This window comes from Ochrobactrum soli (assembly GCF_003664555.1).
Lineage (GTDB): Bacteria > Pseudomonadota > Alphaproteobacteria > Rhizobiales > Rhizobiaceae > Brucella > Brucella teleogrylli.
On sequence record NZ_RCHH01000008.1, the window covers coordinates 26,300 to 49,590 of the forward strand.

Genomic DNA, 23,291 nt, shown 5'->3' on the forward strand with positions numbered 1-23,291 from the left:
TATTGGAGCGTGCGGTCCGGCAGGAGGAGCATGCACATGATGCACAAAGACATTCAGGCACTCGAACATGCGGCAAGAACCGCCATGGCGGGCAATGATGATCCGCTGCCAGCTCCGCAGCGCGCGCTGAAACCGGCCCATGTCGGCCTTGCCTTCCTGATGATTGCAGGCGCAGCCTATCTGTTCCTCGTCTGACATGGTCTGACCACGCCTTGTTCTGACCAGCACCTGCGACGGCTCTGCCCGTTTACCATGACGCACGAGAAGTGACGCGCAGCGTTGCTGCAATTGGCTAATGCGTGCAACCATTGGTGACGAAAAGCGTTGTTACAACGATAATCCGTTATGACAGGAGGCCAGATATGGCGCGTGCATCCGCGAAGACGAACAAGATCGAAGAAAAGATCGAGGAAGCGTTGACCGATTCGACCACGGAAGACTTGCAGGCGCAGGTCGAGCAGTTGAAGGAGGACATCGCAGCCATCGCCGCGACGCTCGCCAATCTCGGCAACCAGACCGTCCGCGACGCCAAGCGCACCGCGAAGGAAACCTATCAGAGCGCCTATCTGCAAGGCGGCGATGTTGTTGATGAATTGTGCGGAAAGGCGCAGGACCTCGAAGCGCAGTTGACGGCAACCGTTCGTGAACGTCCGATTACATCGCTCGCTACCGCGCTTGGCATCGGCTATCTGCTCGCCCTTCTTTCCCGCCGCTGAGGCGTCCCATGCTTAAAGCTCTGGTCCCTATCCTGTCCGCTCTGGCTGGCGAAGAAGTGAGATTCACCGTCAGCCAAACGCGACGCGCAGCGATTTACGGCGTGGCGATTGGCATTTTCGGCATCATCACGGTCACGTTTCTCTGTGTCGCGGCCTTTCTGGCTTTGGCGCAGACCTATGGCGGTCCGCTTGCAGCACTGATTCTTGCCGCCATTTCGCTGATACTTGCGCTGCTCGTTCTCGCTGTGCTGAAGATACAGGCCGCAGCAGAGGCGAAAAAGCGCAAAGAGCGGATCGCAGCCGACAAATCGGCAATGATGGCGACAGCCGCTCTTGCGACGATCCCATCAATCCTCAAGCGGCCGATACTGGCAGCCGCCCTGCCGCTTGCAGGCATTGCTCTGGTTTCGCTCCTCTCAGACAAGAAGAAGCGACCGCCCAAAGCCTGACAAAAGCCCTATAAAAATAAAAACACCGGAACCTGTTCCGGTGTTTTTTCATGGGTCATCGGGAGGCGCTTCGCTTTACTGCGCAGCCGCGTCGGTGCTATCGACCAGCGATGCAAGGCGCACAGAAACGCGTGTGCCAGCGCGATCCACGGCTTCACCATAGACCGGCTTTTCGCCGAACTGCATGCAAAGCTGTTCCACCACCAGCGTGCCAAGTCCGTTCTTGTCGCCCGGCTTCGCGCCTTCCGTCCCCCAACCGACGCCATCATCTTCCACCGCCAGAACGGGCACACCATCGGCATCCGCCTGAAAACTGACGGAAATCTGTCCGCCTGGTCGCCCCTTGAAAGCATGTTTGATGGCGTTGGTCACAAGTTCGCCGACAATGATGCCAATGGTCGTCACATCCCGGGCTTTCAGGTCGAGTTGCTCGAAATTCGTCACGATCTCGATCTGGCGGTCCTGACCGATGGCATTGCGGATATCGTTGATAACCGTGGTCAGAAACTCGTCGACGCGGGCGGTTTCCATGTCTTCGCCCAGCCGCAAACGCCGATGGGCTGTCGAAACCGTCTGCACCCGGTCGCGCGCCGCCGAAAGGGCAGCACGCGCATCCTCGCTACGCGCCTGTCGCATCTGCAAACCCAGCAGGGAGGAGACGGTCGCCAGAGAATTACCGATACGGTGATTGGTGTCCTGTAGCAGAAGCTCGACGCGATAACGCTCACGCTCCGCAATGCGGCGCTCCTCCTCCAGCTCGGCTGTGCGTTCGCGCACCCGCTGTTCAAGAATCTCGTTTTCAGAGCGCAGCGCCGACTGCCCTTCGAACATGGTGCGCGCATAACGCTGCACGCGGCTGAAAAGCAGTAAGCCCAGCATCGCCGCCGAAGCCAGCGCCACGATGGAGGTGGCCGTCATCCAGTAGCGCATCCGGTTGATGCGCTCGTTCCGTTCGGCAAGCTGCTTTTCTTCCACATCGATAAAGTCCGACACGGTGGTGGACAGCTGGTCCATCAACGCCTTGCCTTCGTCGCTGCGCACCCGCTGCATCGCTGCTGCGACATTGCCCGACGATGCAAGCTCCACCGTTTGGCGCACATCCGCTTCTTCTCGCTCGATCAGAGCGCGAATCTGCTTTACCCGCGTATCCTGCAACGGATTGGGGACCGACAGGGCCTCCAGATCGGTCAATGTCTGCTCAACAGAGAGGATCGAATTGCGATAGAGATCGAGATGCGCCTCGTCGAGCGTCAGAAGATAGCCGCGACGGCTCATCTCGATATTGTTGGCAAGCCGGGCAACCTTGTCCACCTGCTGGCGCAAGGCATAATTGCGGGAAATATCGACAATCTGATGCGTAACGCTCGAGGACAGAAACAGCGTCATCACGGCAGAAAGAAGCACAAGTCCGAGCGAGACGATAACCGCAATCGGTTTCGGTGAAGACTGAAGCAGTTTCTGCAACAAGACTGATGGCAAAACGCGCCCCAATACAAATTGAACACCCACTTCTGATAGCAAATATCAGTGGCGGCTAACCTTCAAGTCTCTGGGGCAAAAAACTGTCATGACCAGCGAAAATAAATGCCGCCGGGCGACGGCACCGGATCATTTAAGCCAAAATGGCACACAAACTGCTTAAGCTTGTGGTGAATGCCGCCGGATCAAAGAATCCGGCGGCATGAAGCCTCATGCAAAACTTCTCAAGGTGACGCGGGACGAATCGGCATCGGGGCCGTAATCGCCCTCGCCTTCGATCTTCAGGATTTCCTGAAGCCGGGTCCGCGCACGGCTGACACGGCTCTTGATCGTACCGACCGCACAGCCGCAAATCTCTGCCGCTTCTTCATAAGCAAAGCCGGAAGCGCCGATCAAAATGATCGCTTCGCGCTGATCGTCGGGCAATTGCTCGAGCGCCGAGCGAAAATCCTGCAGATCCAGCATACCATATTGCGAAGGATGCACGGCGAGCTGTTCGCTGAACAGGCCATCCGTATCCTGCACCTCACGCCCACGCTTGCGCATCTGAGTGTAGAATTCATTGCGCAGGATGGTGAAAAGCCAGGCCTTCATATTGGTGCCCATCTCGAAGGTTTCCTGCTTGGCCCAGGCCTTCATGATGGTGTCCTGTACCAAATCGTCTGCCTTGTCATGCTGGCCGATAAGTGACACGGCAAATGCGCGTAAGCTTGGCAGCGACGCCAGCAGCTCTCGCTTGAACTGCGCGCCTTGCGGGCCCTCCTGAGGGGCATTTCCATCAACCGACGGAACGGGTGCTCTGTCCACGCATACTCTCCTGTTCAGCCTGATCGAGTTTTTCGAGAAGATCGAGAAAACGGTCCGGGATCGTCTCATCTTGAATCGAGGCGTATAACGCCTTGAGTTTCAATCCGACTTCACAATTGGGTCCTAATATGTCCTTCGGGACGCGCCGCGACGCCGCGACGCCATTCGTATGAAGGTTATCTTTATCTGTCATATTGTATCGTTCTAGGCGATGAGCCCTGTCCTGTTTGTTACAAAGCTTCTGTTGGACGGGGAATGCACCAGCCCCAAAAAAGTTCCAGAAATTATGCCGTCAGTTCGGAACTTTTTTCAAGTCGCATCGTTTCCATCCGTAATGCCGCGCCCGATTGCGGATGATCGCGCTTGGCCAAAAGCTGGTTCGAGCCGATTGTTCAAACCGGATTCATGCGAATGTAAAACAAAGCGGCAGATGAGGAGTTCCATTACCATGACGTTATCGACGCGTATCGCGCCGCATCTTCCCTATCTTCGCCGTTTTTCGCGTGCCCTCACCGGTTCTCAGACATCCGGCGATGCTTACGTGGCGGCCGTGCTAGAAGCTCTGATCGCCGATCTGAGCATTTTCCCGGATACATCGTCGGACCGCATCGGCGTCTATCGCCTGTTCTGCGACCTCTACAAGACCGCATCGATCCGGGTGCCGGAACAATCTTCGGAGATCGGCTGGGAACAGCGGGCAAACCGCAATCTGGCGCATATTGCGCCGCTGCCCCGTCAGGCCTTCTTGCTGGTGGCCGTCGAAGGCTTCAGCGACAAGGAAGCCGCCGAGGTTCTCAATGTCGACGATGGCGAACTGGGGCGTCTCCTTTCCGCCGCATCGACGGAAATCTCGCGTCAGGTCGCAACCCGCCTGATGATCATCGAAGACGAACCGCTGATCGCCATGGATATCGAGCAGATGGTCGAAAGCCTCGGACATGAGGTCGTCGGCATCGCCCGCACCAAGGATGAGGCCCTCGCACTCTATGAAAAAGAGAAGCCGCGGATGGTTCTGGCTGATATCCAGCTTGCCGATGGCAGCTCGGGCATCGACGCCGTGAATGAAATCCTGAAAGACGACACAATCCCTGTCATCTTCATCACGGCCTTTCCAGAACGCCTGCTGACCGGCGAACGCCCCGAGCCGACCTTCCTCGTGACCAAGCCGTTCAATCCCGACATGGTGAAAGCCCTGATCAGTCAGGCGCTGTTTTTCGAAGAGGCTTCTCAAGTCGCGGCCTGAGTTCGGCCCGCTACAGCCAAGTTTGGCGGTTGTAATCGCCTCCGGGAAAGGGAAACCCTCTTCCCGGAGCGGCGTGCATTCCCGCTTTGCAACCTGAGAAAGCCCCGCTCTCAACCCTGAATAACTCATTTTTAAGCGCTGGCAGGAACCGAATGCATAGCAAAGTAGTTTATTCCTCATATACAAAAGAGGAGATCGGATATGCTTTACTACGCGCTCGTATTTCTCGTCGTGGCTCTTGTCGCCGGTGCGCTGGGCTTTGGCGGCATTGCCGGAGCATCGGCGGGTATCGCCCAAATTCTGTTCTTCGTGTTCCTAGCCTTGCTGGTCATTTCGCTGATAGCCTCGGCGATCCGCAAGGCCTGATAGAGCGGAGAAAAACCCAGTTCAGAACTGGTCTGTTTTTGGCCGTAAACCGGCCCTACCGATATGAACAACAACATACCGTCGCGCGAGATTGCGCGGCGGTTTGCTTTCTGGAGAAAAATAGGGTCCACCGTCCCGACCTTCAGTCAGCGCACGCCATCCGGCCCAATCGACCGTTATCGAGACTATAATGAGCGCATCAGACCTGCCATTACGCGAAGCCGAACCGGATGCAGCCCGTCTGCGCGCGCTCCTTCGGGCAGTCCGTAACAGCAATGTCTGCGTGCTCTATCAGCGTCCCGATCTGACCTATGCCTGGGGGGAAAATCTACCCGTCTACTGGCAAAATAACTGGAAAGCCGGCGGCACCGACGAGGATTTCATCGTTTCCACATCGCTCGCCAAGCTGAAATCGGCCAAAGAGACGGCGCTTCAAACCATGACGGCGCAGAATGTCGAACTTTCCATCATGGACGGCAACAAGCTCCATTGGGTCGAACTGCATATCGATTGCGACCGCGATACCAGCGGCAATCTCCTCGGACTGGTGACGACAGCACTGGAAATCAGCGAGCTGAAACGCCGCGAGCAGGTATTAAAAACGCTTTTGCGCGAAGTCAGTCACCGGTCGAAGAACATGCTGGCCATCGTGCAGAGCATCGCCAGCCAGACAGCGCGCTTCACCGACACGATCGATGATTTTCTCCTGAAATTCCGCGGACGTATCCAGTCGCTGTCCTATTCACAGGATCTGGTGACTGATTCCAACTGGCGCGGCGCGCTTTTCCGCGACCTTGTCCATTCTCAGGTGGAAAAATATATCGACGTCACCGATGAGCGACTCAGTCTCGAAGGAGACAACCCCTATCTATTCCCGGGCGCCGCCTTGCATGTCGGTTTGGCGCTGCATGAGCTGGTGGTCAATGCGACCTCATTCGGTGGCCTTTCGATCCCTTATGGCCGTGTGGCGATTTCGGCAGAAGTCGTCCGCACCGAAAACGAAGGCGAAAAGCTGGTCTTCCGCTGGGAAGAAACCAATCCGGCCATGCCGGAGGTCTATCAGCACGATCCCCGTTTCGGCAGCGCTGTGCTTCAGCGCATAGTCCCCGCCTCGGTCAACGGCCAGGCGCAATACCGCATCGATGGCACCGGCGCTGTCTATTCGCTGACCATACCGGACGAACAGTTCGATTCCTGATTTCCAGACAACACTCCGGCCCAAATAAAAGCCGTCATGGACGAACCATGACGGCTTATTAAAAAAGAGCGAAACGCCTGCTGGCACAACGGTTAACCGTCTGCGCGGCGTTCACGCCGTCCACCCTTGTTGGGGGAGTTGGGGCGAACTGTGAAGACCGTGTTGGGGGGCGGGGTCACGGGCTTCATGGACCAAAAACGCAGGCCCTGGAATTTGGTTCCGTCAGGATTTTATTTTTTTGCAATAAAGTTCGAGACGGTGATGAACGATCTCATAGCCGAGCGAGCGGGCGATTTCTTCCTGCAATTTTTCGATCTTGTCGGAGCGGAATTCAACGACCTCGCCGGAATCCATATCGATGATATGGTCGTGATGGGCGCCGCTTGCCTGTTCGAACCGCGACGGGCCGCCCGCAAAGGCATGACGATGGATGGCACCGCGCTCTTCCAAAAGCTTCATGGTGCGGTAAACGGTCGAAAGCGAAATGCTGCTGTCGATCTCGACCGCCCTGCGAAAAATCTCCAAAGCATCCGGATGATCTTCCGTTTCAGTCAGAATATTCAGGATGATGCGGCGCGGGCGCGTGATGCGCACCCCGGCCTGTCGCAATTCCTGTTCGTAATCGGGCTTTTTGTAACGTTCGCTCATAAGCTGATTATGCACCCTCCCGCCGCCAGTTGCAAATTTTCGCAACTGGAATGAGGCAATCTCCCCAGCGATTTAAATGAGGCTCTCAAGCGCCATATTTATTGCCAAAGGTTTTTGGCGGAAAACCTATTGCGATTGCAATTTGCATTGTTAAGAATATAATTTCAAAATTATAATATTAAAATAAAAACTTGTAGGTTGATTTAAAGATGAAAGCAACTCTTCAATTCTCATTAAGCGTAGCTGTGCTTATAGGCACCTTGATTTCCAACGCTACTGCTCAGGAACTAGGCGTCGTTTGCCCAGGCAGTTCATTACCAGGACATTGTATATCGCATACCAAAATGTGTTTGGTCGTTGGTGAAAGGGGTGTTGAGCTTCAACCCAACAAGGGGTGCCCGGAATAATTAAAAGCATCTGTTCTATTCCCCTCTGCTCTTTTACCCCGCCACAGGCGGGGTTTTTCGTCTATTCAAAAGCGCTTTAGCCAATATCTCCACTGGTTCTCTCTGTAAAAACCACTAACTGAATCAACATCTCGACGTTCAATTTAAATAGGGCGGACGGTTCGGGGGGCCGAATGGGTGTTGGGGGGGGCTTCCATGGACTGGTTCAATGTTGGGCTGACGGCGTTTTTCGTGATGGTTACCAGCCGTCCTATTGCTGGTTGTCGAAGAACTGCGCGGCAAGGGATAACCACGGTTTATGAGCCATCGAAAAAATGTGCTGGAAATCAATGGTACGCCCAAGGGGAATCGAACCCCTGTTTGCGCCGTGAGAGGGCGCCGTCCTGACCGCTAGACGATGGGCGCATAGGGTCTATTGCTGGCTGATATAATCGCCCTTACAGAAAAGCGCAATCCGGGAATATAAAAAGGCGGCTCCAGCCGCCCTTTTTGCATTGATAGACAGCCCGATCTTACTCGACGCTGCCGAGTTTGATGCGCCCGACCACGCGGGATTCGCGATAATCATAGATGATGAGTTCGGTACCGCCATCGGGCAGCAGCGTTTCGAGAGAAAGCTGATTGCCGGACAGGCTTTGCGACAGAAGGCGGGTGCCGGGCACGAGGTTGATCTGCGACTCGATCAGCTTCGGCGGTTCCGGTTTTACAGGCTGCGCTGCGGTCTGGCCCGGAATATCCGAACGGGCTTCCTGCGTGGCAGGGGTTTCGGGCGCGCGATTGATCTTGTAGACAACAGCGGCGAGCACGGCCATAAGACCGATCAGCATAACGCCGATGGAAACGGCCAGAAGCCGGATCATCTTGCGGCGCACACGTTCCATTGCCGGATCAAGCACAGGCTCGGACGGTTGTTCGTCCTGATAATAGCCCTGCTGATAGTCCTGATATCCTGAATCCTGCTGATTCTGGTATCGCGGATAGTGTGGATCCTGCATTAAATGACTCCGGTTCATGCACCCGTGGCGCGTGATAACGAAGGGAAGAGACAATTGAAAGAACTAATTGCCGACACTGATGCTGCGGGCAAAAGATTGGACCAGTGGCTGGCCGCAGCATTAGGGCCGGAACTCTCCCGCAGTCGCGTTCAGTCCCTGATTGCCGACGGTCATGTGACCATCGACGGCGAACCTGCTCGTGAAACCAAGCAGAAGCTACGCGAAGGCATGAAGATTGCCATCGTGCTGCCCGAGCCTGAACCTGCCGAACCGCAAGGCGAGAACATTCCCCTCGATATTCTTTACGAGGACGATGATCTCATCGTGATCAACAAGCCTGCTGGCCTTGTCGTTCACCCTGGCAACGGCAACTGGACGGGAACGCTTGTCAATGCCCTTATATATCATTGTGGCGATAGCTTGTCCGGCATAGGCGGAATCCGCCGTCCGGGCATTGTTCATCGTCTCGACAAGGATACGAGCGGCGTCATGGTGGTGGCCAAGAACGACCGTTCGCACCGGCATTTGAGCGAACAATTTGCAGATCATGGCCGCACTGGCGATCTGGAGCGCGCTTATCTCGCCCTCGTCTGGGGCATGACCGAGCGCCCGCAAGGCGTCATCGATGCGCATCTCGGGCGCTCGCATCGCGACCGCACGAAGCAGGCCGTGGTGAATGAGGAGCGCGAAGATGCGCGCCACGCTGTCACCCATTATGCGACGGTGGAAAAATTCGGCCCCCGCGAGGATGCCACAGCTTTGGCGTCTCTGGTGGAATGCCGTCTTGAAACCGGTCGCACACACCAGATTCGCGTGCATATGGCCCATATCGGTCATCCGCTGGTCGGCGACATGGATTATGGCAGCGCCTATAAAACCAAAGCGAACAAGCTGCCGGAACCGCTGAAGGAAGCTGTAAACGGCTTTCACAGACAGGCGCTCCACGCCTGGCTTCTGGCCTTCACGCATCCCGCAACCGATGACTTGATGCGTTTTGAAGCGCCCGTGCCCGAAGATATGGAGCACCTACTGGAAAATTTCCGCGCGCACTCCATATAATACTGTCAGGTCTTCCGGTTCTCCCCTGCCTCGCGTCGCATGTAAACATAGCTTTTGAAGCGCATGGGTAGGACCGAACCATTGTCGTTCCGGGTGCAGTTACTTCGAAAACTGCGCCTGGATCATCGGGAACAGTCCGATCCGCTGTGCTTTACAAACGCTTTCTGCAACTTTTCACGCAGATCAGCGTTCACATTGCAGTGACAGATTGTTTCATGAGTTAAAGGATCGTGTTTTCGCCAAAATCATGCCTATATATGGAGGCTCGCGTGAGGGAAGTGCAGGAGGCAGCCCCCCGCGACAGGTTCGCCAAATGGGAACCTGAAATTATAAAGGAGGGTGCTCTATGGCCCAAATGAATCTCCCGAGCATTACGTCCGGTGACGGTGGCCTTACCCGTTATCTGGAAGAAATCCGCCGTTTTCCGATGCTTGAGCCGCAGGAAGAATATATGCTGGCCAAGCGTTATCATGAACATACGGATCCGAAAGCCGCTCACAAGCTGGTGACGAGCCATCTGCGTCTCGTGGCGAAGATTGCCATGGGCTATCGCGGTTATGGCCTGCCGATCGGCGAAGTCATTTCCGAAGGCAATGTCGGCCTGATGCAGGCCGTCAAGCGTTTCGAGCCGGAACGCGGGTTCCGTCTTGCGACCTATGCCATGTGGTGGATCAAGGCTTCGATCCAGGAATATATCCTGCGTTCGTGGAGCCTTGTGAAGATGGGCACGACCGCCAACCAGAAGCGTCTGTTCTTCAATCTGCGCAAGATGAAGAGCAAGATTCAGGCGCTCGACGATGGCGATCTCCGTCCGGATCAGGTCAAGCAGATCGCGACCAAGTTGAATGTCAGTGAGGACGAAGTGGTTTCCATGAACCGCCGTCTGTCGGGTGACGCCTCGCTCAATGCGCCGCTGCGTGCAAGCGAAGGTGAATCCGGCGAATGGCAGGACTGGCTGGTCGATGACAGCAACAGCCAGGAACAGGTTCTGATCGAACAGGACGAGCTGGAAAACCGCCGCTCGATGCTTGAACAGGCCATGGACACGCTGAATGATCGCGAGCGTCGTATCTTCGAAGCCCGCCGTCTTTCCGACGATCCGATGACGCTGGAAGACCTGTCCAGCGAGTTCGGTATCAGCCGCGAGCGCGTGCGCCAGATCGAAGTGCGCGCCTTTGAAAAGGTGCAGGCTGCCGTCAAGGCTGCCGCATTCAAGCAGCAAAAGGCGCTGAACCACGTCGAGGAAGCGCACGCGTAAGGGCTTAAACCTTAAGCACTTTTTTCTGCCGCAGGATGCGTGAAGCGCCCTGCGGCAGATTTGTTTATGGGCACGGCTATTCTGCCGCCTCCCCGGTTTCCAGCTCAAAACCCTCATCGATCCAGCCGGTTATCCCGCCAGCCATGAGCTTGACCGGCCTGCCGAGATCGGCGAGCCGCAAGGCGCCACGCGCCGCACCATTGCAATGCGGCCCCGCGCAATATGTGACAAACACTGTCTCTTCCGGCCATTTTGCCATTTTCGAGCCAATGATCTTGCCGTGCGGCAGATTGATCGCGCCCGGCACATGCCCTTTTGCAAACTGGCTTGGGCTGCGCACATCGAGAAGCACAAAATCGGCCCCCTTCGAAAGCGCATCATGCACATCCCAGCAATCCGTCTCGAAAGCGAATTGCGCTGCAAAATGGTCGCGCGCCAAAGCACTTGGCGCGGCTTCAATGGCTGTCACGGCGGATTTGGCCGGGGTCTTCAACGCAATGGTCATGGCGATCTCCTGTTGTGATGTTCGCCATTCTTTTCGCCTGAACATCATCGCGCTTGCAATTGGCGAGATTGACAATATACGTAAAGATCATGACAAAACAGACGCCCCAAACCGCCGGCCCGCTGGTCGTCGCCCTTCTTTACGATGGACTCTGCACGTTCGAATTCGGCATCGTGGCAGAAATCTTCGGTCTGCCCCGCCCGGAAATGGGGCCGGACTGGTATCGCTTTGCCAGCTGCCCGATTGAGGATGGCCCATTGCGCGCGCATGGCGGTTTCGTCATCACCCCGGACCATGGGCCGGAACTGATCGATGAGGCTGACATCATCATCGTGCCGGGCTGGAAAGGCGCCGATATTCCCGTGCCCGAAGCGATCTGCCAAAGACTGCGGCGCGCGCACCGGCGCGGCGCACGGCTGGCTTCGATCTGTTCCGGCGCATTTGTTCTGGCAGCGACAGGTCTGCTTGATGGAGGTGAGGCCACGACCCATTGGCGCTATGCGGAGGCCCTGCGCGCCAGACACCCTGACATTGCGGTCGATGACGCATCGCTCTATCGGGAGCATGATCGTATTTTGACCTCTGCGGGTAGTGCTGCGGGAATAGACTTGCTGATCGAAATCGTGCGGCAGGACTTTGGTCCGGTGGCGGCCAATTCCGTCGCCCGCCGTCTGGTCATGCCAGCGCACCGCACCGGCGGACAGGCGCAGTTTCTCGAAAGGCCGGTCGCCAAACGCGAAGGCGCCGAAATCAGCCCCCTCCTCGATCGGATCAGAAGCAATCTCGGCTCTGAATGGACCATCGAACGAATGGCCAGCGAGAGCCGCATGAGCGCCCGCACTTTTCTGCGGCGTTTTGCGGAAGCGACCGCGACCACGCCCGGCGAATGGCTGGTTGCCGAACGGGTGACGACCGCCAAGCAACTGCTCTGCCAGACCCCGGCCAGTGTGGACGATATCGCCGCTTCCGTGGGCTTTGGCAGCGCCTACACGCTGCGCCACCATTTCCGACAGAAGATCGGCATCAGCCCGGCGGAATATCGCAGACGCTTTCTCGCGGAACCGTCATCCAACCGCAATAAAAGCTTCAAATAACTGCAATGGTAGGCCTTTAGGCACAAAGCGTGTTTCACCGATGCCTAAAGGACATCCCATGAAAAAGCGCCTGCTCGCCGCAGCTCTTGCGCTGACCGCTGCTACTGCCGCATCTGCTTCCGACTATGTTTCCTATCTCGACTATCCGCAGAAGGAACAGGATGGGAAGGAATTCTTCACGGCCATCGAAATTCCACAGGGCAGCTTCACCAAATACGAAATAGACGACAAGACCGGTCATATCGTCGTTGACCGCTACCAGTCGATGCCGGTCATCTATCCGGCCAATTATGGCTCGATCACCAGCACGCTGGCCGGCGACGGCGATCCGCTCGATGCGCTTGTCTACACGCGCGAGCCGATCGTACCGGGCGCCATCATCAAGGTTCGCCCGATCGGCGTGTTGAAGATGATCGATGGCGGCGAAAAGGACGACAAGATCGTCGCCGTTCCGGCTTCCGATATCGATCCGACCTACGACAACATCAAGGAAGTCGCCGACCTGCCGAAGATTGAGCAGCAGCGTCTGGAAGCCTTCTTCCGCGTCTACAAGCAGCTGCCGGAAGGCCGCAAGGTCGTGGAACTGGGTGGCTTTGATACCGCTGAAACAGCACAGAATGAAGTTGCCGCAGCCATCAGGGCTTTCACGGAAAAGAACAAGAAATAACGCAGAGATTTCTGCAAACAAAAAGGCCGCTCGCGCGGCCTTTTTTCATTGCAATAACGGTGCTTTAGTTAGCGCCCAGAACGTCGGTGAAGGCTTTCTCGCCCGGAACGCCCTTTTCAAGGCTGATCAGCGCACGGCGACCGTTACGATAGGAAACCGGAATATCGATCCATTGCAGACGGCGCATCAGCGACAGGTTGGTATCCTGTGCCGTGCGGGCATCGTTGAGCCAGATGATGAAGAAATTATCCGCAATCTTGGACGGAACCGCGATCAGCGGGTTACCCGCTGCCTGCTCTGTATCCTTGAAGGTGATGCGCTGAACATTGTCGATCACGCCGCCGGTGAAGCCATCGGGAACGGTGAACACCATCTCGATCAAATGGCTGGCGGGGATGGACTGATCCGTATTCTTGCGGATCGTCATTTTCAGCTGAAGATTGCTCGTCGGCATCGTCACCGTGCCACGGACCGCCGGTTCTTCCGGCTGACCGTCACCCGGACTTTCCTGAATGACCGACCAGACGACATTGCCCTTTTCCACAGAACCGGATTCGGTGCCGCCACGCTCTTCATAAAGCAGCGCCTGCTGACCGACGGCCACAGCCTGCTGCGAGGCCGGTGGCTGCTCGCCCGGTGTCGCCTGCGAGCCAGACGGCGTTGATGCTGCCGTGGATTTGCCTTCGCCGAGACCCGGCGCGCCGCCAGCGGGACCTTCATCGGTTTCGCTGCCATCCGGCATCAAACGCTGGGTGAGCTTCTGCTCGCCAGCCGGTGGTTGAGCCTGATGTTCCGGCGGTAGCGTGGTTTGTTGATCTGCCGTGTGGTTCTCGGCGGGAGGCGGCGTCGTCGTGCCCGCGTCGCCGCTGGCAGGCGTGGACGGCGCATCGTTGCGACCGAGGCTCGATGCGAGTTCCTGAATCTTGTCTTTGTTGGTCCAGACGCCGTAACCCGCGCCGCCCAGAACGAGCAGAGCGACGAGACCGGCAATCAGCCCCTTATAGGAGCGCTTTTCCTTGACGGCGCTGCGCTCGATATATTCGCTGCGGCGCGCCTGCGCCTTTTCCTTGGCGCGGTCGATCTTCCAGTCGCCGCTGCGATCCGCGCTGAACGACGCATCTTCGTCCGGTTCCGACACATGGTCGTGACGCTCCGCAGCTGGTGCGGCAGAAAAAGCGGCGTCGTCATCGTCGTCATGGTGAGCGCGTGTGGCGCTTACGCCCTGATTCGCTTCCTGCAGAAAATCTTCGAGCGCATCATTGACCGGATCGGGTGCCGCCGCAGCCGCCGGCGGCGCATAAAAGGCTTCGACTTCGGCAATCGCATCTTCAAGAATATTGCGCTGGCGTACCGCCACAGCCTGCGAGGCATTTGCCGTCACAAGCTTCTGCTCGATCGTCGCGCGCGCCTTCGCGTAAACGCGCTGGCGTAATTCAGGCGATTTGTCCGCCTGCGCATCGATCGTCTTTTTCAGTACAGCTACAAAATCCGCCATTCCGTCTTACCCGGTTTATCGCCCGTTCAGATACCACAAGCACTGGATGCAATTAAATGTCCCAATAATCACAATAATCAAGGGAAAGCAAAGTGTCTGGCAGTAATTAAGCGAAGCTTTTCAAAACGATGAGGCGAAATAGCGGCAGATTTGACGAAGCTTCGGGCATTTTCTGGCCAATCTGAACCACCGGACACCACTGCAATGCTCAAAAACTGAAAACCCGAAGCAGTTTATGCAAAACTGCTTCGGGTTGATCAATACGCCACCTTGAAATGATCAATCCTGGAAAGGATCGGTGACGAGGATGGTGTCCTCGCGTTCCGGGCTGGTGGACAGCATGGCCACCGGAGCGCCGATCAGTTCTTCGATATGGCGAACATATTTGACGGCCTGCGCCGGAAGATCGTTCCAGGAACGGGCGCCTGCGGTCGTTTCCGACCAGCCCGGCAGCGTTTCATAGATCGGCTTGACGCGAGCCTGCGCGCCCATCGAGGACGGCAGATAGTCGATGCGCTTGCCGTCGAGTTCGTAGGCAACGCAGATCTTGATTTCGTCCAGACCGTCAAGAACGTCGAGCTTGGTCAGCGCGATGCCGGTAATGCCGGAAGTGCGAACCGTCTGACGCACGATCACGGCATCGAACCAACCGCAGCGGCGCTTGCGGCCCGTCACCACGCCGAATTCATGGCCCTTGGTGCCAAGGAATTCGCCGATTTCGTCGTGGAGTTCCGTCGGGAACGGACCTTCGCCAACGCGGGTCGTGTAAGCCTTGGTGATGCCCAGCACATAGCCGATAGCCGTCGGGCCAAGGCCCGAACCGGCAGCAGCCTGACCGGCAACGGTGTTCGACGAGGTCACGAACGGATAGGTGCCGTGGTCGTTGTCGAGCAGAGCGCCCTGCGCACCTTCGAACAGGATACGGTCACCAGCCTTGCGACGCTCGTCGAGCACACGCCACACCTGATCGATATAAGGCAGGATTTCATCGGCAACCGAGGTCAGTTCCTTGAGGATCGTCTCAACGGCGATTTCCTCAAGGCCCATACCGCGACGCAGCAGATTGTGGTGCGACAGCAGGCGCTCGACCTTGGGCTCCAGCGTTTCCGGTTCGGCCAGATCGATGACACGGATGGCGCGACGGCCGACCTTGTCTTCGTAGGCAGGGCCGATACCGCGCTTGGTGGTGCCGATCTTGAGACCCGAATTGGAGCCTTCGCGCATGGCGTCGAGGTCGCGGTGGATCGACAGAATGAGCGGCGCGTTTTCGGCAATGCGCAGAACGTCGGGAGAAATCTCGATGCCCTGTGCGCGCAGCTTCGCGACTTCAGAGACGAAATGGTGCGGATCGACGACGACGCCGTTGCCGATGACGCTGAGCTTGCCGCGCACCAGCCCCGATGGCAGCAGCGAAAGCTTGTAGCTGACGCCATCGATAACAAGCGTATGACCGGCATTGTGACCGCCCTGATAGCGCACGATGACATCGGCGCGTTCGGACAGCCAGTCCACGATCTTACCCTTGCCCTCGTCGCCCCATTGCGACCCGACGACAACCACATTTGCCATTTAAGAAAACTCCTCGGTCGGCATGAAGCATTTCCAGCAAAAGTGTGAAGCGGTTTTGCGTTCGGAAATGCGTAAAACTAACTATTGGCCTTTAACAACCCAAGGATCGCAAGCTTCCCCGAAAGGTTCACGGGGTGCTGATCCCTCGTCTCTATACAGACTGAATCCCGCTTGCGCGACTCTTTCGTGCAAAAAAATCACGATTTTTGCGAGCACGGTGGACAGAAGAGGCGCTTAGGTCGCTTGAGATTCCGTTTATGACGAGGCGAAAATGGTGGGATTGGAGAACCGGAGCGGAATGTACTTTTGGGTACATGAGCACCGGAAGCGAAAAATCACGCCATTTGCAGACCGTCAGAAGCGGAATATCTGCGAGCTAGCCTGCGCGAACCATATAGACGGCATCATCAGAGTAGCTTTTCAGCTTTTCTTCCAGTGCTGGCAGGTCGCGGGAGACGAAGCCCTTCTTTTCCCAGAAACCTTCGGAGTTATTCACGGCCACCAATGACATGGTGAAAAAGCCGTCTGTTTCGGCCTGGGCGGCCATCAGTTCCAGCACGCGCGTGGCGGCACCGGCGGAGCGGGCGGCGGGCAAAAGCGCAATATCGTGGATATAGTAGGTGCTGGTGTCTTCCGGCAGTTCGCCGAGAACCGAATTCAGCGCGGGCACCGTATCGAGTTTCCAGGGATGGCTGATGCCATAACCCAGAATGTCATTGTCACGGGCATAGACGAAACAACCCGCCGGATAGAGCTTGAAGCGGTCCCGGAAGACCGCTTCATCCTCGAAAAAGTCGAGATGGACCACATTGGCTACCACAGTCACGCGCTCGATATCCTGCTCGTGCATGCGCCGCCATTCCGGCTGTGCCATCTCTTCAGTCATGTTTTCAAACTTCTCCGACGTTGAACTCAAGCGGTGTTGCCGCTCTGATTGCCTCCTGAGCTATCAGTTCGTCAAGTGCTGCCTGCGGAATCTGTTCATCCACATAGAGCATGGCAATGGCGTCGCCACCGGGATGATCGCGTCCAAGCGAGAAATTTGCGATATTGATATTGTGCTTGCCGCAGATCGTGCCGAGCAGGCCGATCATGCCCGGAACGTCCTTGTTGGTGACGTAGAGCATGTGCGGACCGACCTCGGCATCGAGGTTGATTCCCTTGATCTGGATAAAGCGCGGCTTGCCATCCGAGAAGCAGGTTCCGGCGATGGAGCGCTCGCGCAGCGTCGTGCGGACGGTCAGCTTGATATAGCCGTCGAAAATGCCGGACTTGTCGCGCTTCACTTCCGAAACGATGATGCCGCGCTCCTTCACCATGATCGGCGCCGAAACCATGTTGACATCGGCGACCTGCGGGCGAATGAGACCGGCCAGAGCCGCACTCAGCAAAGCGCGGGTGTTCATGGCGGAGGTGGAACCGTCGAACAGCACTTCCACTTCCTCGATCGGTTCATCCGTCACCTGACCGACAAAAGCACCGAGAACTTCCGCCAGCTTGACGAAAGGCCGTAGGCGCGGCGCTTCTTCCGCCGTGATCGACGGCATGTTGATGGCGTTGGAAACCGCACCCTTGGTGAGATAGTCCGACATTTGTTCGGCCACCTGAAGCGCGACATTTTCCTGCGCTTCCGAGGTCGAAGCCCCCAGATGCGGCGTGCAGACGACATTCGGCAGGGTGAAAAGCTCATTCTCCGTCGCGGGCTCGGTTTCGTAAACATCGATACCGGCACCGGCCACGTGACCGGACTTCAATGCGGCAATGAGGTCCTTTTCAACGATCAGACCACCGCGCGCGCAATTGATGATACGGACGCCCGGCTTGGTTTTGGCAAGGCTTTCCGCATTGATGAGATTGCGGGTCTTGTCGGTGAGTGGCGTGTGCAGCGTGATGAAATCGGCGCGGGCAAGCAGCTCGTCCAGTTCCACTTTCTCAACGCCCAGTTCCTGCGCACGGGCTTCGGACAGGAACGGATCGAAAGCCACCACATGCATCTTGAGGCCAATGCCGCGCGTGGCGACAATCGAACCGATATTGCCGCAACCGACGACACCGAGCGTCTTGCCGGTGATTTCCACGCCCATGAAGCGGTTCTTTTCCCACTTGCCGGCGCGGGTGGAAGTGTCGGCTTCCGGCAACTGACGCGCCACGGCGAACATCAGCGCAATGGCATGTTCCGCTGTGGTGATCGAATTGCCGAAAGGCGTATTCATCACGATGATACCGCGACGCGAAGCAGCCGGGATATCAACATTGTCCACGCCGATACCGGCGCGACCGACAACCTTGAGATTTTTAGCAGCGGCGATCAGCTTTTCCGTGACCTTAGTGGCCGAACGAATTGCCAGACCATCATACTGGCCGATAACTTCGAGGAGCTTTTCCTTATCCTTGCCGAGATCGGGCAAGTAATCGACTTCAACACCGCGATCCTTGAAAATCTGGACGGCAGTGGGCGAAAGCTTATCGGATACGAGAACGCGAGGTGCCATTGGGGCCTCCTTCAAACAATTCCTGACCAAGCATTTCAAACCGTGAGCTTGCAGATAGGCACCGCATTGGGCTCATGCGAAATGCTGCAAATATTTTGGGAATGCGAGCCGTGGCCCAACGAATGGCCACGGCTTAACAGGAACGCGCCTCAGGCAGCAGCCTTGAGTGCAGCTTTCTGCGCTTCAAAAGCCCAGTCGAGCCAATGGGTCAGTGCTTCCAGATCTGACGTCTCAACCGTCGCACCGGCCCAGATACGCAGGCCCGAAGGCGCATCGCGATAAGCGCCGATGTCATAGGCGACGCCTTCCTTTTCCAGCGCCGTAACCATGCCCTTGGCGAAAGCAGCCTGAGCTTCGGCAGAAAGTGCGGTCACTTCCGGATCGACGATGGTCAGGCAAACGGAGGTGTTGGAACGGTTTTCCGGCTTCGCGGCCAGATTGGCGATCCATGGCGTTTTGGCCACGAAAGCATCCAGAACGGCAAAATTGCTGTCGGCTCGTCCGACCAGACCATCAAGGCCGCCAATCGACTTCGCCCAGTTAAGCGCGTCGAGATAGTCTTCCACGCAGAGCATGGACGGCGTGTTGATGGTTTCGCCGACGAAGATGCCTTCGATCAGCTTGCCGCCGGAAGTCATGCGGAAAATCTTGGGCAGCGGCCATGCAGGCTTGTAGCTTTCCAGACGTTCCACGGCGCGGGGGCTGAGGATCAGCATGCCATGTGCGCCCTCGCCGCCCAGAACCTTCTGCCAGGAGAAGGTCACGACGTCGAGCTTCGCGAAATCCAGACGCTGCGCGAAAGCCGCAGAGGTGGCATCACAGAAGGTCAGACCCTTGCGATCGGCCGGGATGAAATCGGCGTTCGGTACGCGCGCGCCCGACGTTGTGCCGTTCCAGGTGAAGACGACATCGCGGTCGAAATCGACCTGCGAAAAATCGACAATCTCGCCGTAAGGCGCCACAAAAGTGCGCACATCTTCGAGCTTGAGCTGCTTGGTCACATCCGTAACCCAGCCCGCGCCGAAGCTTTCCCACGCGACCATATCGACGCCACGCGCGCCGAGCATGGACCACAGCGCCATTTCCACAGCGCCGGTATCGGATGCCGGAACGATGCCGATACGGTAATCGGCAGGCACCTGCAGGATTTCGCGGGTAAGGTCGATGGCGTCCTTCAGCTTGGTCTTGCCGATTTTCGCGCGATGCGAACGGCCAAGAGCGGCATCGACCAGCGCGTCGAGCGACCAGCCGGGACGTTTTGCACAGGGACCGGATGAAAAATTAGGGTTAGCCGGGCGAACTACCGGCTTCGCAATCGTCGTCATGTTGTTTCTATCCTCTCAGATAGCACGCGTCTCGGTGGGGAGACGTGGCCCACTGATGGGAATAGCGGAAAGCGCATTTTTCCACAACGGGGCTTTTCAGGAATATTTTGCTCTTAACTGCCGCACGATATCAAAATTCGTAGAACAGTGTGGTCGCAACAAAAAAGGGCCCGCAAGGGCCCTGTTTCCAGTCTGCTTTCAATCGCACTGACTACCAGGTCGTGAAACGGATACCGGCGCGCAACTGATGCGACTTGATATCCTGATCGCTGATTGTGATGCCGTTGCCACTGACGACATCACCGCTGCTGATGACGCCGTAACGATAGCCGAGATCGAGCTTGATGTTCGAGGCAACATCGATGCCGACACCAGCCATCAGCGCCCAGGCGAACCGATAGTCATCGTCGGACTTCAGATCGCCAACGCCAGTATCGAATGTATAGCGCACATTGGCGAAGCCAAGTCCCCCGCCGAGATAAGGCGTGAAGCCAGCGAAATTGCCGAGGTCCACATAGGCGTTGGCCATCATGTCCCAGATACGCGCTTCGGCGGGGAAGTCTTCCATATCCTGCTTGGAATAGCTGCCCGTCACATCGGCGCGCAGATAATCAGTGAACTGATAACCTATACCGACCGAAGGCACGAAATTCTTATCCAGATCGAAGCTTTCGGAAATGCTGTTCCCGAACTGATCGCGGGCCGAAAGGCCGGTTTTGGAAGAGATATTGTAACCGAGATCGCCGCGCAAATACCAGCCGGAGCCGACTTCAACCGGCTGCGCTTCGACAATTGGCTCATAGCCGACGGCATCGAGATCGGCCGCCGAGGCAACGGATACAACGCTGAAACCCGCCAGAACAATGGCCGACAGATCGAGAGCACGCCACTTCGCAAACATGATGAGAACCCCGCTCATAAGAATTATCTCAATTATGAACACCTATGGTTAACGCCCGATAAAAATTGGGGGGTCATTCAAGCGAAGCCGCAAAGAAAAAGGCCCGGTTTCCCGGGCCCTCAACAATCAGATATCTCTGTGTTCGCTTACTTGTAGACCGGGCCGTCCACAATGGTCGAAACCTGCTGTGGAGCATAAGGCGCATTCGTTCCGCCGAACATGTAGCGCAGGCCGACACGGAAGTCATGAATGTCCATGCCCTTGTCGTAACCGTCGCCAATATACTGGTTGCCTTCAAACATCTTACCGCCATTGATATGGCGATAGCGATAACCGGCATCGAGCTTGAGGTTCTGCGTCAGATCAACCGAAGCACCGGCCATGAGGGCGTAGGTGAAGCGCCAGTTGGCCGTGCCTTCCATGGAGCCGCCATAGCGCACATCGTCCAGATCGCTCCATCTGACGCGCGTTCCACCGATACCGGCGCCGACATAAGGCGTGAAGCCGCTGAAGTTGCCGAGATCGACATAGGCATTAGCCAGGATCGACAGCGCCGAGAAATGGGCGCGTTCATCGGAAGCGCAATTCAGATCGCCGTTGCAGGCTTCACCGAATGTATTGCCCTCGAACTTTGCGCGGGTCATGTAATCGATCGTCAGATCGGTACGGAAGTAATCCGTCAGCTGGTAGCCGACGCCGCCGCCGATCAGGAAAGAGCCTTTCAAGTCGCCATAAAGCGTGTTGCTGCCGAATGTCGACGGACCGCAATCGCAATTGTCGATCGTTGAGTAATCCGCATCCTTGAATTTCGGCTTGGAATAGCCGAGATCGCCGCGCAGATACCAGCCGCCAACGGCAGGCGGCGCTACAACAACTTCCGGAACCACCGGCGGTTCGATCATATCGGCCGCCAAAGCGCCCGTAGCCATCATGGCGACAGATGCAGCCAAGCCGCCGAAAAGAGTTTTCACAAGACCGTTCATCATCTGCCCCATTGAAATATCATGACGCCAGAGCGTCATCCTCGCTTTCTGTAGGGAACATAATTTTGAAAGGTTAATTACAACTTAACCTTGTTTTTTAACGATCCTTTTTAATAAATCTTAGACGCAGCTAAAATAAAAACGGCGCGTAGAGACGCGCCGTTTCAATCATTCAAATTTTTATTATTAAGTTAAGCCGCGTTGCCCACCGACGAGATGACATCGACAATATCGTTGACCACTTTCTCAACCAGAACGCGATCATCGCCTTCGGCCATCACGCGGATCAGTGGTTCGGTTCCCGATGGGCGGATCACGAGGCGGCCCTGCACGCCAAGACGCTCGCGCGCTTCATCGATGGCGTGTTTTACATTCTTATTTTCCAGCGGCTTGCCACCGGCAGTGCGCACATTCTTGAGCAATTGCGGCACGGGTTCAAACTTGCGGCAGATGTCGCTGAGCGGCTTTTCCGCTTCCTGCATGACAGCCAATATCTGCAAGGCGGAGATCAGTCCGTCCCCGGTCGTCGCGAAATCCGACAGGACGATGTGGCCGGACTGTTCGCCACCCACATTGAAGCCATGTTCGCGCATATGCTCGACCACATAGCGGTCGCCCACCTTGGTGCGGGCGAGCGTCAGATTGTGATCGGTCAGGAAACGCTCCAGTCCGAGATTGGACATGATGGTCGCGACAATGCCGCCGCCGGTCAGCCGGTCGCTATTGGCCCATGATTCGGCAATCACCGCCATCAGCTGGTCACCGTCGATTACCGATCCGGTTTCATCGACGAGCAGCACGCGATCCGCGTCGCCATCCAGCGCAATGCCGACATCGGCGCGCAGTTCCTGCACCTTCTTCATCAGGCCGATCGGATGGGTCGAACCGCAATCCTCGTTAATATTGATGCCGTTCGGCTCGTCATTGATAGTGATGACTTCCGCGCCAAGCTCCCAGAGCGCTGCCGGAGCCACCTTATAGCCAGCACCGTTGGCGCAATCGATCACCACACGCAGGCCGTTGAGCGCGATGTTGCGCGGCATGGTGCGCTTGGCAAATTCGATATAGCGATAGATGTCGCCGTCGACGCGCTTGGCCTTGCCGATGGCCCCATGGCTTGCCAGCAGCGACGACAGATCGCCCTCGATCAGCTTTTCGATCTGAAGCTCAATCTCGTCTGACAGCTTGAAGCCATCGGGACCGAACAGCTTGATGCCGTTGTCGTAATAGGGATTGTGCGAAGCCGAAATCATCACGCCGATATCTGCGCGCAGCGAACGGCAGAGCATGGCGACAGCCGGTGTCGGGATCGGCCCCAGCAGGAACACATCCATGCCCGCCGCAGTGAAACCGGCAACCAGCGCGTTTTCCAGCATATAGCCCGAACGGCGCGTATCCTTGCCGATCACCACCCGCGAAACCTGACCTGAACGGCGGAAAATATGGCCCACCGCCATGCCGACCTTCATGGCCACATCTGGCGTCATGGGGAAACTGTTCGCCTGTCCGCGAATGCCATCAGTTCCGAAGTATTTCCGTGTCATATGTTTAGCCTTGCGTTGAGCCACTTCGCCATCCCGGCGCCGTCGATATATGCCGCTCCTTTCAAACGGAGCGCAATAGTCGCGCAGGCCC

At 56.9% G+C, this 23,291-nt stretch carries 24 protein-coding genes and 1 tRNA gene; 10 read left to right on the forward strand and 15 right to left on the reverse strand.

All coding sequences use genetic code 11. The features are described from left to right. Positions 1–36: 36 nt before the first annotated feature. From D8666_RS24245 to D8666_RS14785, 3 genes are all read left to right on the forward strand, one after another. On the forward strand, positions 37–195 hold the full coding sequence (locus D8666_RS24245; protein WP_167836095.1) for a hypothetical protein: 159 nt from the start codon (positions 37–39) through the stop codon (positions 193–195). Positions 196–362: 167 nt separating this feature from the next. After that, positions 363–716 (forward strand): ElaB/YgaM/YqjD family protein, encoded by a 354-nt coding sequence (locus tag D8666_RS14780; RefSeq protein ID WP_109369724.1) that lies wholly within the window; start codon positions 363–365, stop codon positions 714–716. An 8-nt stretch (positions 717–724) separates the two neighbouring features. Beyond that, positions 725–1,165 carry a phage holin family protein gene (locus D8666_RS14785; RefSeq protein WP_121538540.1) on the forward strand — a complete coding sequence of 147 codons (441 nt, stop codon included), beginning with the start codon at positions 725–727 and terminating at the stop codon, positions 1,163–1,165. Positions 1,166–1,240: 75 nt separating this feature from the next. Here the strand turns inward: D8666_RS14785 and D8666_RS14790 are convergent, their stop codons facing one another. The 3 genes from D8666_RS14790 to D8666_RS14800 all read right to left on the reverse strand — a co-directional run bounded on the left by D8666_RS14790 (position 1,241) and on the right by D8666_RS14800 (position 3,644). Continuing rightward, positions 1,241–2,644, reverse strand: a complete 1,404-nt coding sequence (locus D8666_RS14790; RefSeq protein ID WP_109370307.1) for a sensor histidine kinase — start codon at positions 2,642–2,644, stop codon at positions 1,241–1,243. Positions 2,645–2,854: 210 nt separating this feature from the next. After that, positions 2,855–3,451 carry an RNA polymerase sigma factor gene (locus D8666_RS14795; RefSeq protein ID WP_109369726.1) on the reverse strand — a complete coding sequence of 199 codons (597 nt, stop codon included), beginning with the start codon at positions 3,449–3,451 and terminating at the stop codon, positions 2,855–2,857. Next, the gene (locus D8666_RS14800; RefSeq protein ID WP_109369727.1) at positions 3,423–3,644 is read right to left on the reverse strand and encodes a NepR family anti-sigma factor; all 222 of its coding nucleotides are present in this window, start codon (positions 3,642–3,644) and stop codon (positions 3,423–3,425) included. Before D8666_RS14800 ends, D8666_RS14795 begins: the two co-directional genes overlap by 29 nt. Positions 3,645–3,899: 255 nt before the next feature. Here D8666_RS14800 and D8666_RS14805 point away from each other — a divergent pair, with 255 nt between their 5' ends. The 3 genes from D8666_RS14805 to D8666_RS14815 all read left to right on the forward strand — a co-directional run bounded on the left by D8666_RS14805 (position 3,900) and on the right by D8666_RS14815 (position 6,258). Further along, on the forward strand, positions 3,900–4,694 hold the full coding sequence (locus D8666_RS14805) for a response regulator (RefSeq protein WP_109369728.1): 795 nt from the start codon (positions 3,900–3,902) through the stop codon (positions 4,692–4,694). A gap of 201 nt (positions 4,695–4,895) precedes the next feature. Continuing rightward, a complete protein-coding gene (locus D8666_RS14810; protein ID WP_006473348.1) occupies positions 4,896–5,060 on the forward strand; it encodes a DUF1328 domain-containing protein in 165 nt (54 codons plus the stop codon). Between the two features lie 190 nt (positions 5,061–5,250). Then, positions 5,251–6,258 (forward strand): sensor histidine kinase, encoded by a 1,008-nt coding sequence (locus tag D8666_RS14815; RefSeq protein WP_109369729.1) that lies wholly within the window; start codon positions 5,251–5,253, stop codon positions 6,256–6,258. 222 nt (positions 6,259–6,480) lie between these two features. On the opposite strand, the gene D8666_RS14820 is transcribed toward D8666_RS14815, so the two are convergent. From D8666_RS14820 to D8666_RS14830, 3 genes are all read right to left on the reverse strand, one after another. Then, positions 6,481–6,906 carry a Fur family transcriptional regulator gene (locus D8666_RS14820; protein ID WP_109369730.1) on the reverse strand — a complete coding sequence of 142 codons (426 nt, stop codon included), beginning with the start codon at positions 6,904–6,906 and terminating at the stop codon, positions 6,481–6,483. A gap of 737 nt (positions 6,907–7,643) precedes the next feature. Further along, positions 7,644–7,718: transfer RNA gene (locus tag D8666_RS14825), tRNA-Glu, on the reverse strand. 107 nt (positions 7,719–7,825) lie between these two features. Next, on the reverse strand, positions 7,826–8,308 hold the full coding sequence (locus D8666_RS14830; protein WP_109369731.1) for a hypothetical protein: 483 nt from the start codon (positions 8,306–8,308) through the stop codon (positions 7,826–7,828). A gap of 3 nt (positions 8,309–8,311) precedes the next feature. On the opposite strand from D8666_RS14830, the gene D8666_RS14835 reads away from it, so the two are divergent. Continuing rightward, entirely contained in the window at positions 8,312–9,367 is a 1,056-nt protein-coding gene (locus D8666_RS14835) for an RluA family pseudouridine synthase (RefSeq protein ID WP_209445986.1), read from the forward strand. Positions 9,368–9,713: 346 nt separating this feature from the next. Next, positions 9,714–10,625 carry an RNA polymerase sigma factor RpoH gene (gene rpoH, locus D8666_RS14840; RefSeq protein ID WP_109369733.1) on the forward strand — a complete coding sequence of 304 codons (912 nt, stop codon included), beginning with the start codon at positions 9,714–9,716 and terminating at the stop codon, positions 10,623–10,625. 76 nt (positions 10,626–10,701) lie between these two features. On the opposite strand, the gene D8666_RS14845 is transcribed toward rpoH, so the two are convergent. Further along, positions 10,702–11,130: a rhodanese-like domain-containing protein gene (locus D8666_RS14845; protein ID WP_121538544.1), complete on the reverse strand. Its 429-nt coding sequence runs from the start codon at positions 11,128–11,130 to the stop codon at positions 10,702–10,704. An 89-nt stretch (positions 11,131–11,219) separates the two neighbouring features. Here D8666_RS14845 and ftrA point away from each other — a divergent pair, with 89 nt between their 5' ends. Both ftrA and D8666_RS14855 read left to right on the forward strand, forming a co-directional pair. Next, complete coding sequence (gene ftrA / locus D8666_RS14850) at positions 11,220–12,224, forward strand: transcriptional regulator FtrA (protein WP_121538546.1); 1,005 nt, start codon at positions 11,220–11,222, stop codon at positions 12,222–12,224. 58 nt (positions 12,225–12,282) lie between these two features. Then, on the forward strand, positions 12,283–12,891 hold the full coding sequence (locus tag D8666_RS14855) for an inorganic diphosphatase (protein ID WP_121538548.1): 609 nt from the start codon (positions 12,283–12,285) through the stop codon (positions 12,889–12,891). A 64-nt stretch (positions 12,892–12,955) separates the two neighbouring features. Here D8666_RS14855 and D8666_RS14860 read toward each other — a convergent pair whose 3' ends face one another. The 8 genes from D8666_RS14860 to glmM all read right to left on the reverse strand — a co-directional run bounded on the left by D8666_RS14860 (position 12,956) and on the right by glmM (position 23,200). Further along, on the reverse strand, positions 12,956–14,386 hold the full coding sequence (locus D8666_RS14860) for a transcriptional regulator (RefSeq protein ID WP_121538550.1): 1,431 nt from the start codon (positions 14,384–14,386) through the stop codon (positions 12,956–12,958). A 279-nt stretch (positions 14,387–14,665) separates the two neighbouring features. Further along, positions 14,666–15,955, reverse strand: a complete 1,290-nt coding sequence (locus D8666_RS14865; protein WP_109369738.1) for an adenylosuccinate synthase — start codon at positions 15,953–15,955, stop codon at positions 14,666–14,668. A 376-nt stretch (positions 15,956–16,331) separates the two neighbouring features. After that, the gene (locus tag D8666_RS14870; protein WP_121538552.1) at positions 16,332–16,841 is read right to left on the reverse strand and encodes a GNAT family N-acetyltransferase; all 510 of its coding nucleotides are present in this window, start codon (positions 16,839–16,841) and stop codon (positions 16,332–16,334) included. A gap of 4 nt (positions 16,842–16,845) precedes the next feature. Continuing rightward, the gene (gene serA, locus D8666_RS14875) at positions 16,846–18,447 is read right to left on the reverse strand and encodes a phosphoglycerate dehydrogenase (RefSeq protein WP_121538554.1); all 1,602 of its coding nucleotides are present in this window, start codon (positions 18,445–18,447) and stop codon (positions 16,846–16,848) included. Positions 18,448–18,596: 149 nt separating this feature from the next. Then, positions 18,597–19,772: a phosphoserine transaminase gene (locus D8666_RS14880; protein WP_121538556.1), complete on the reverse strand. Its 1,176-nt coding sequence runs from the start codon at positions 19,770–19,772 to the stop codon at positions 18,597–18,599. Between the two features lie 211 nt (positions 19,773–19,983). Further along, positions 19,984–20,673: an outer membrane protein gene (locus D8666_RS14885; protein WP_109370308.1), complete on the reverse strand. Its 690-nt coding sequence runs from the start codon at positions 20,671–20,673 to the stop codon at positions 19,984–19,986. 146 nt (positions 20,674–20,819) lie between these two features. After that, the gene (locus D8666_RS14890) at positions 20,820–21,656 is read right to left on the reverse strand and encodes an outer membrane protein (RefSeq protein WP_109370309.1); all 837 of its coding nucleotides are present in this window, start codon (positions 21,654–21,656) and stop codon (positions 20,820–20,822) included. Positions 21,657–21,847: 191 nt separating this feature from the next. After that, positions 21,848–23,200: a phosphoglucosamine mutase gene (gene glmM / locus D8666_RS14895; protein ID WP_121538558.1), complete on the reverse strand. Its 1,353-nt coding sequence runs from the start codon at positions 23,198–23,200 to the stop codon at positions 21,848–21,850. Between the last annotated feature and the right edge of the window lie 91 nt (positions 23,201–23,291).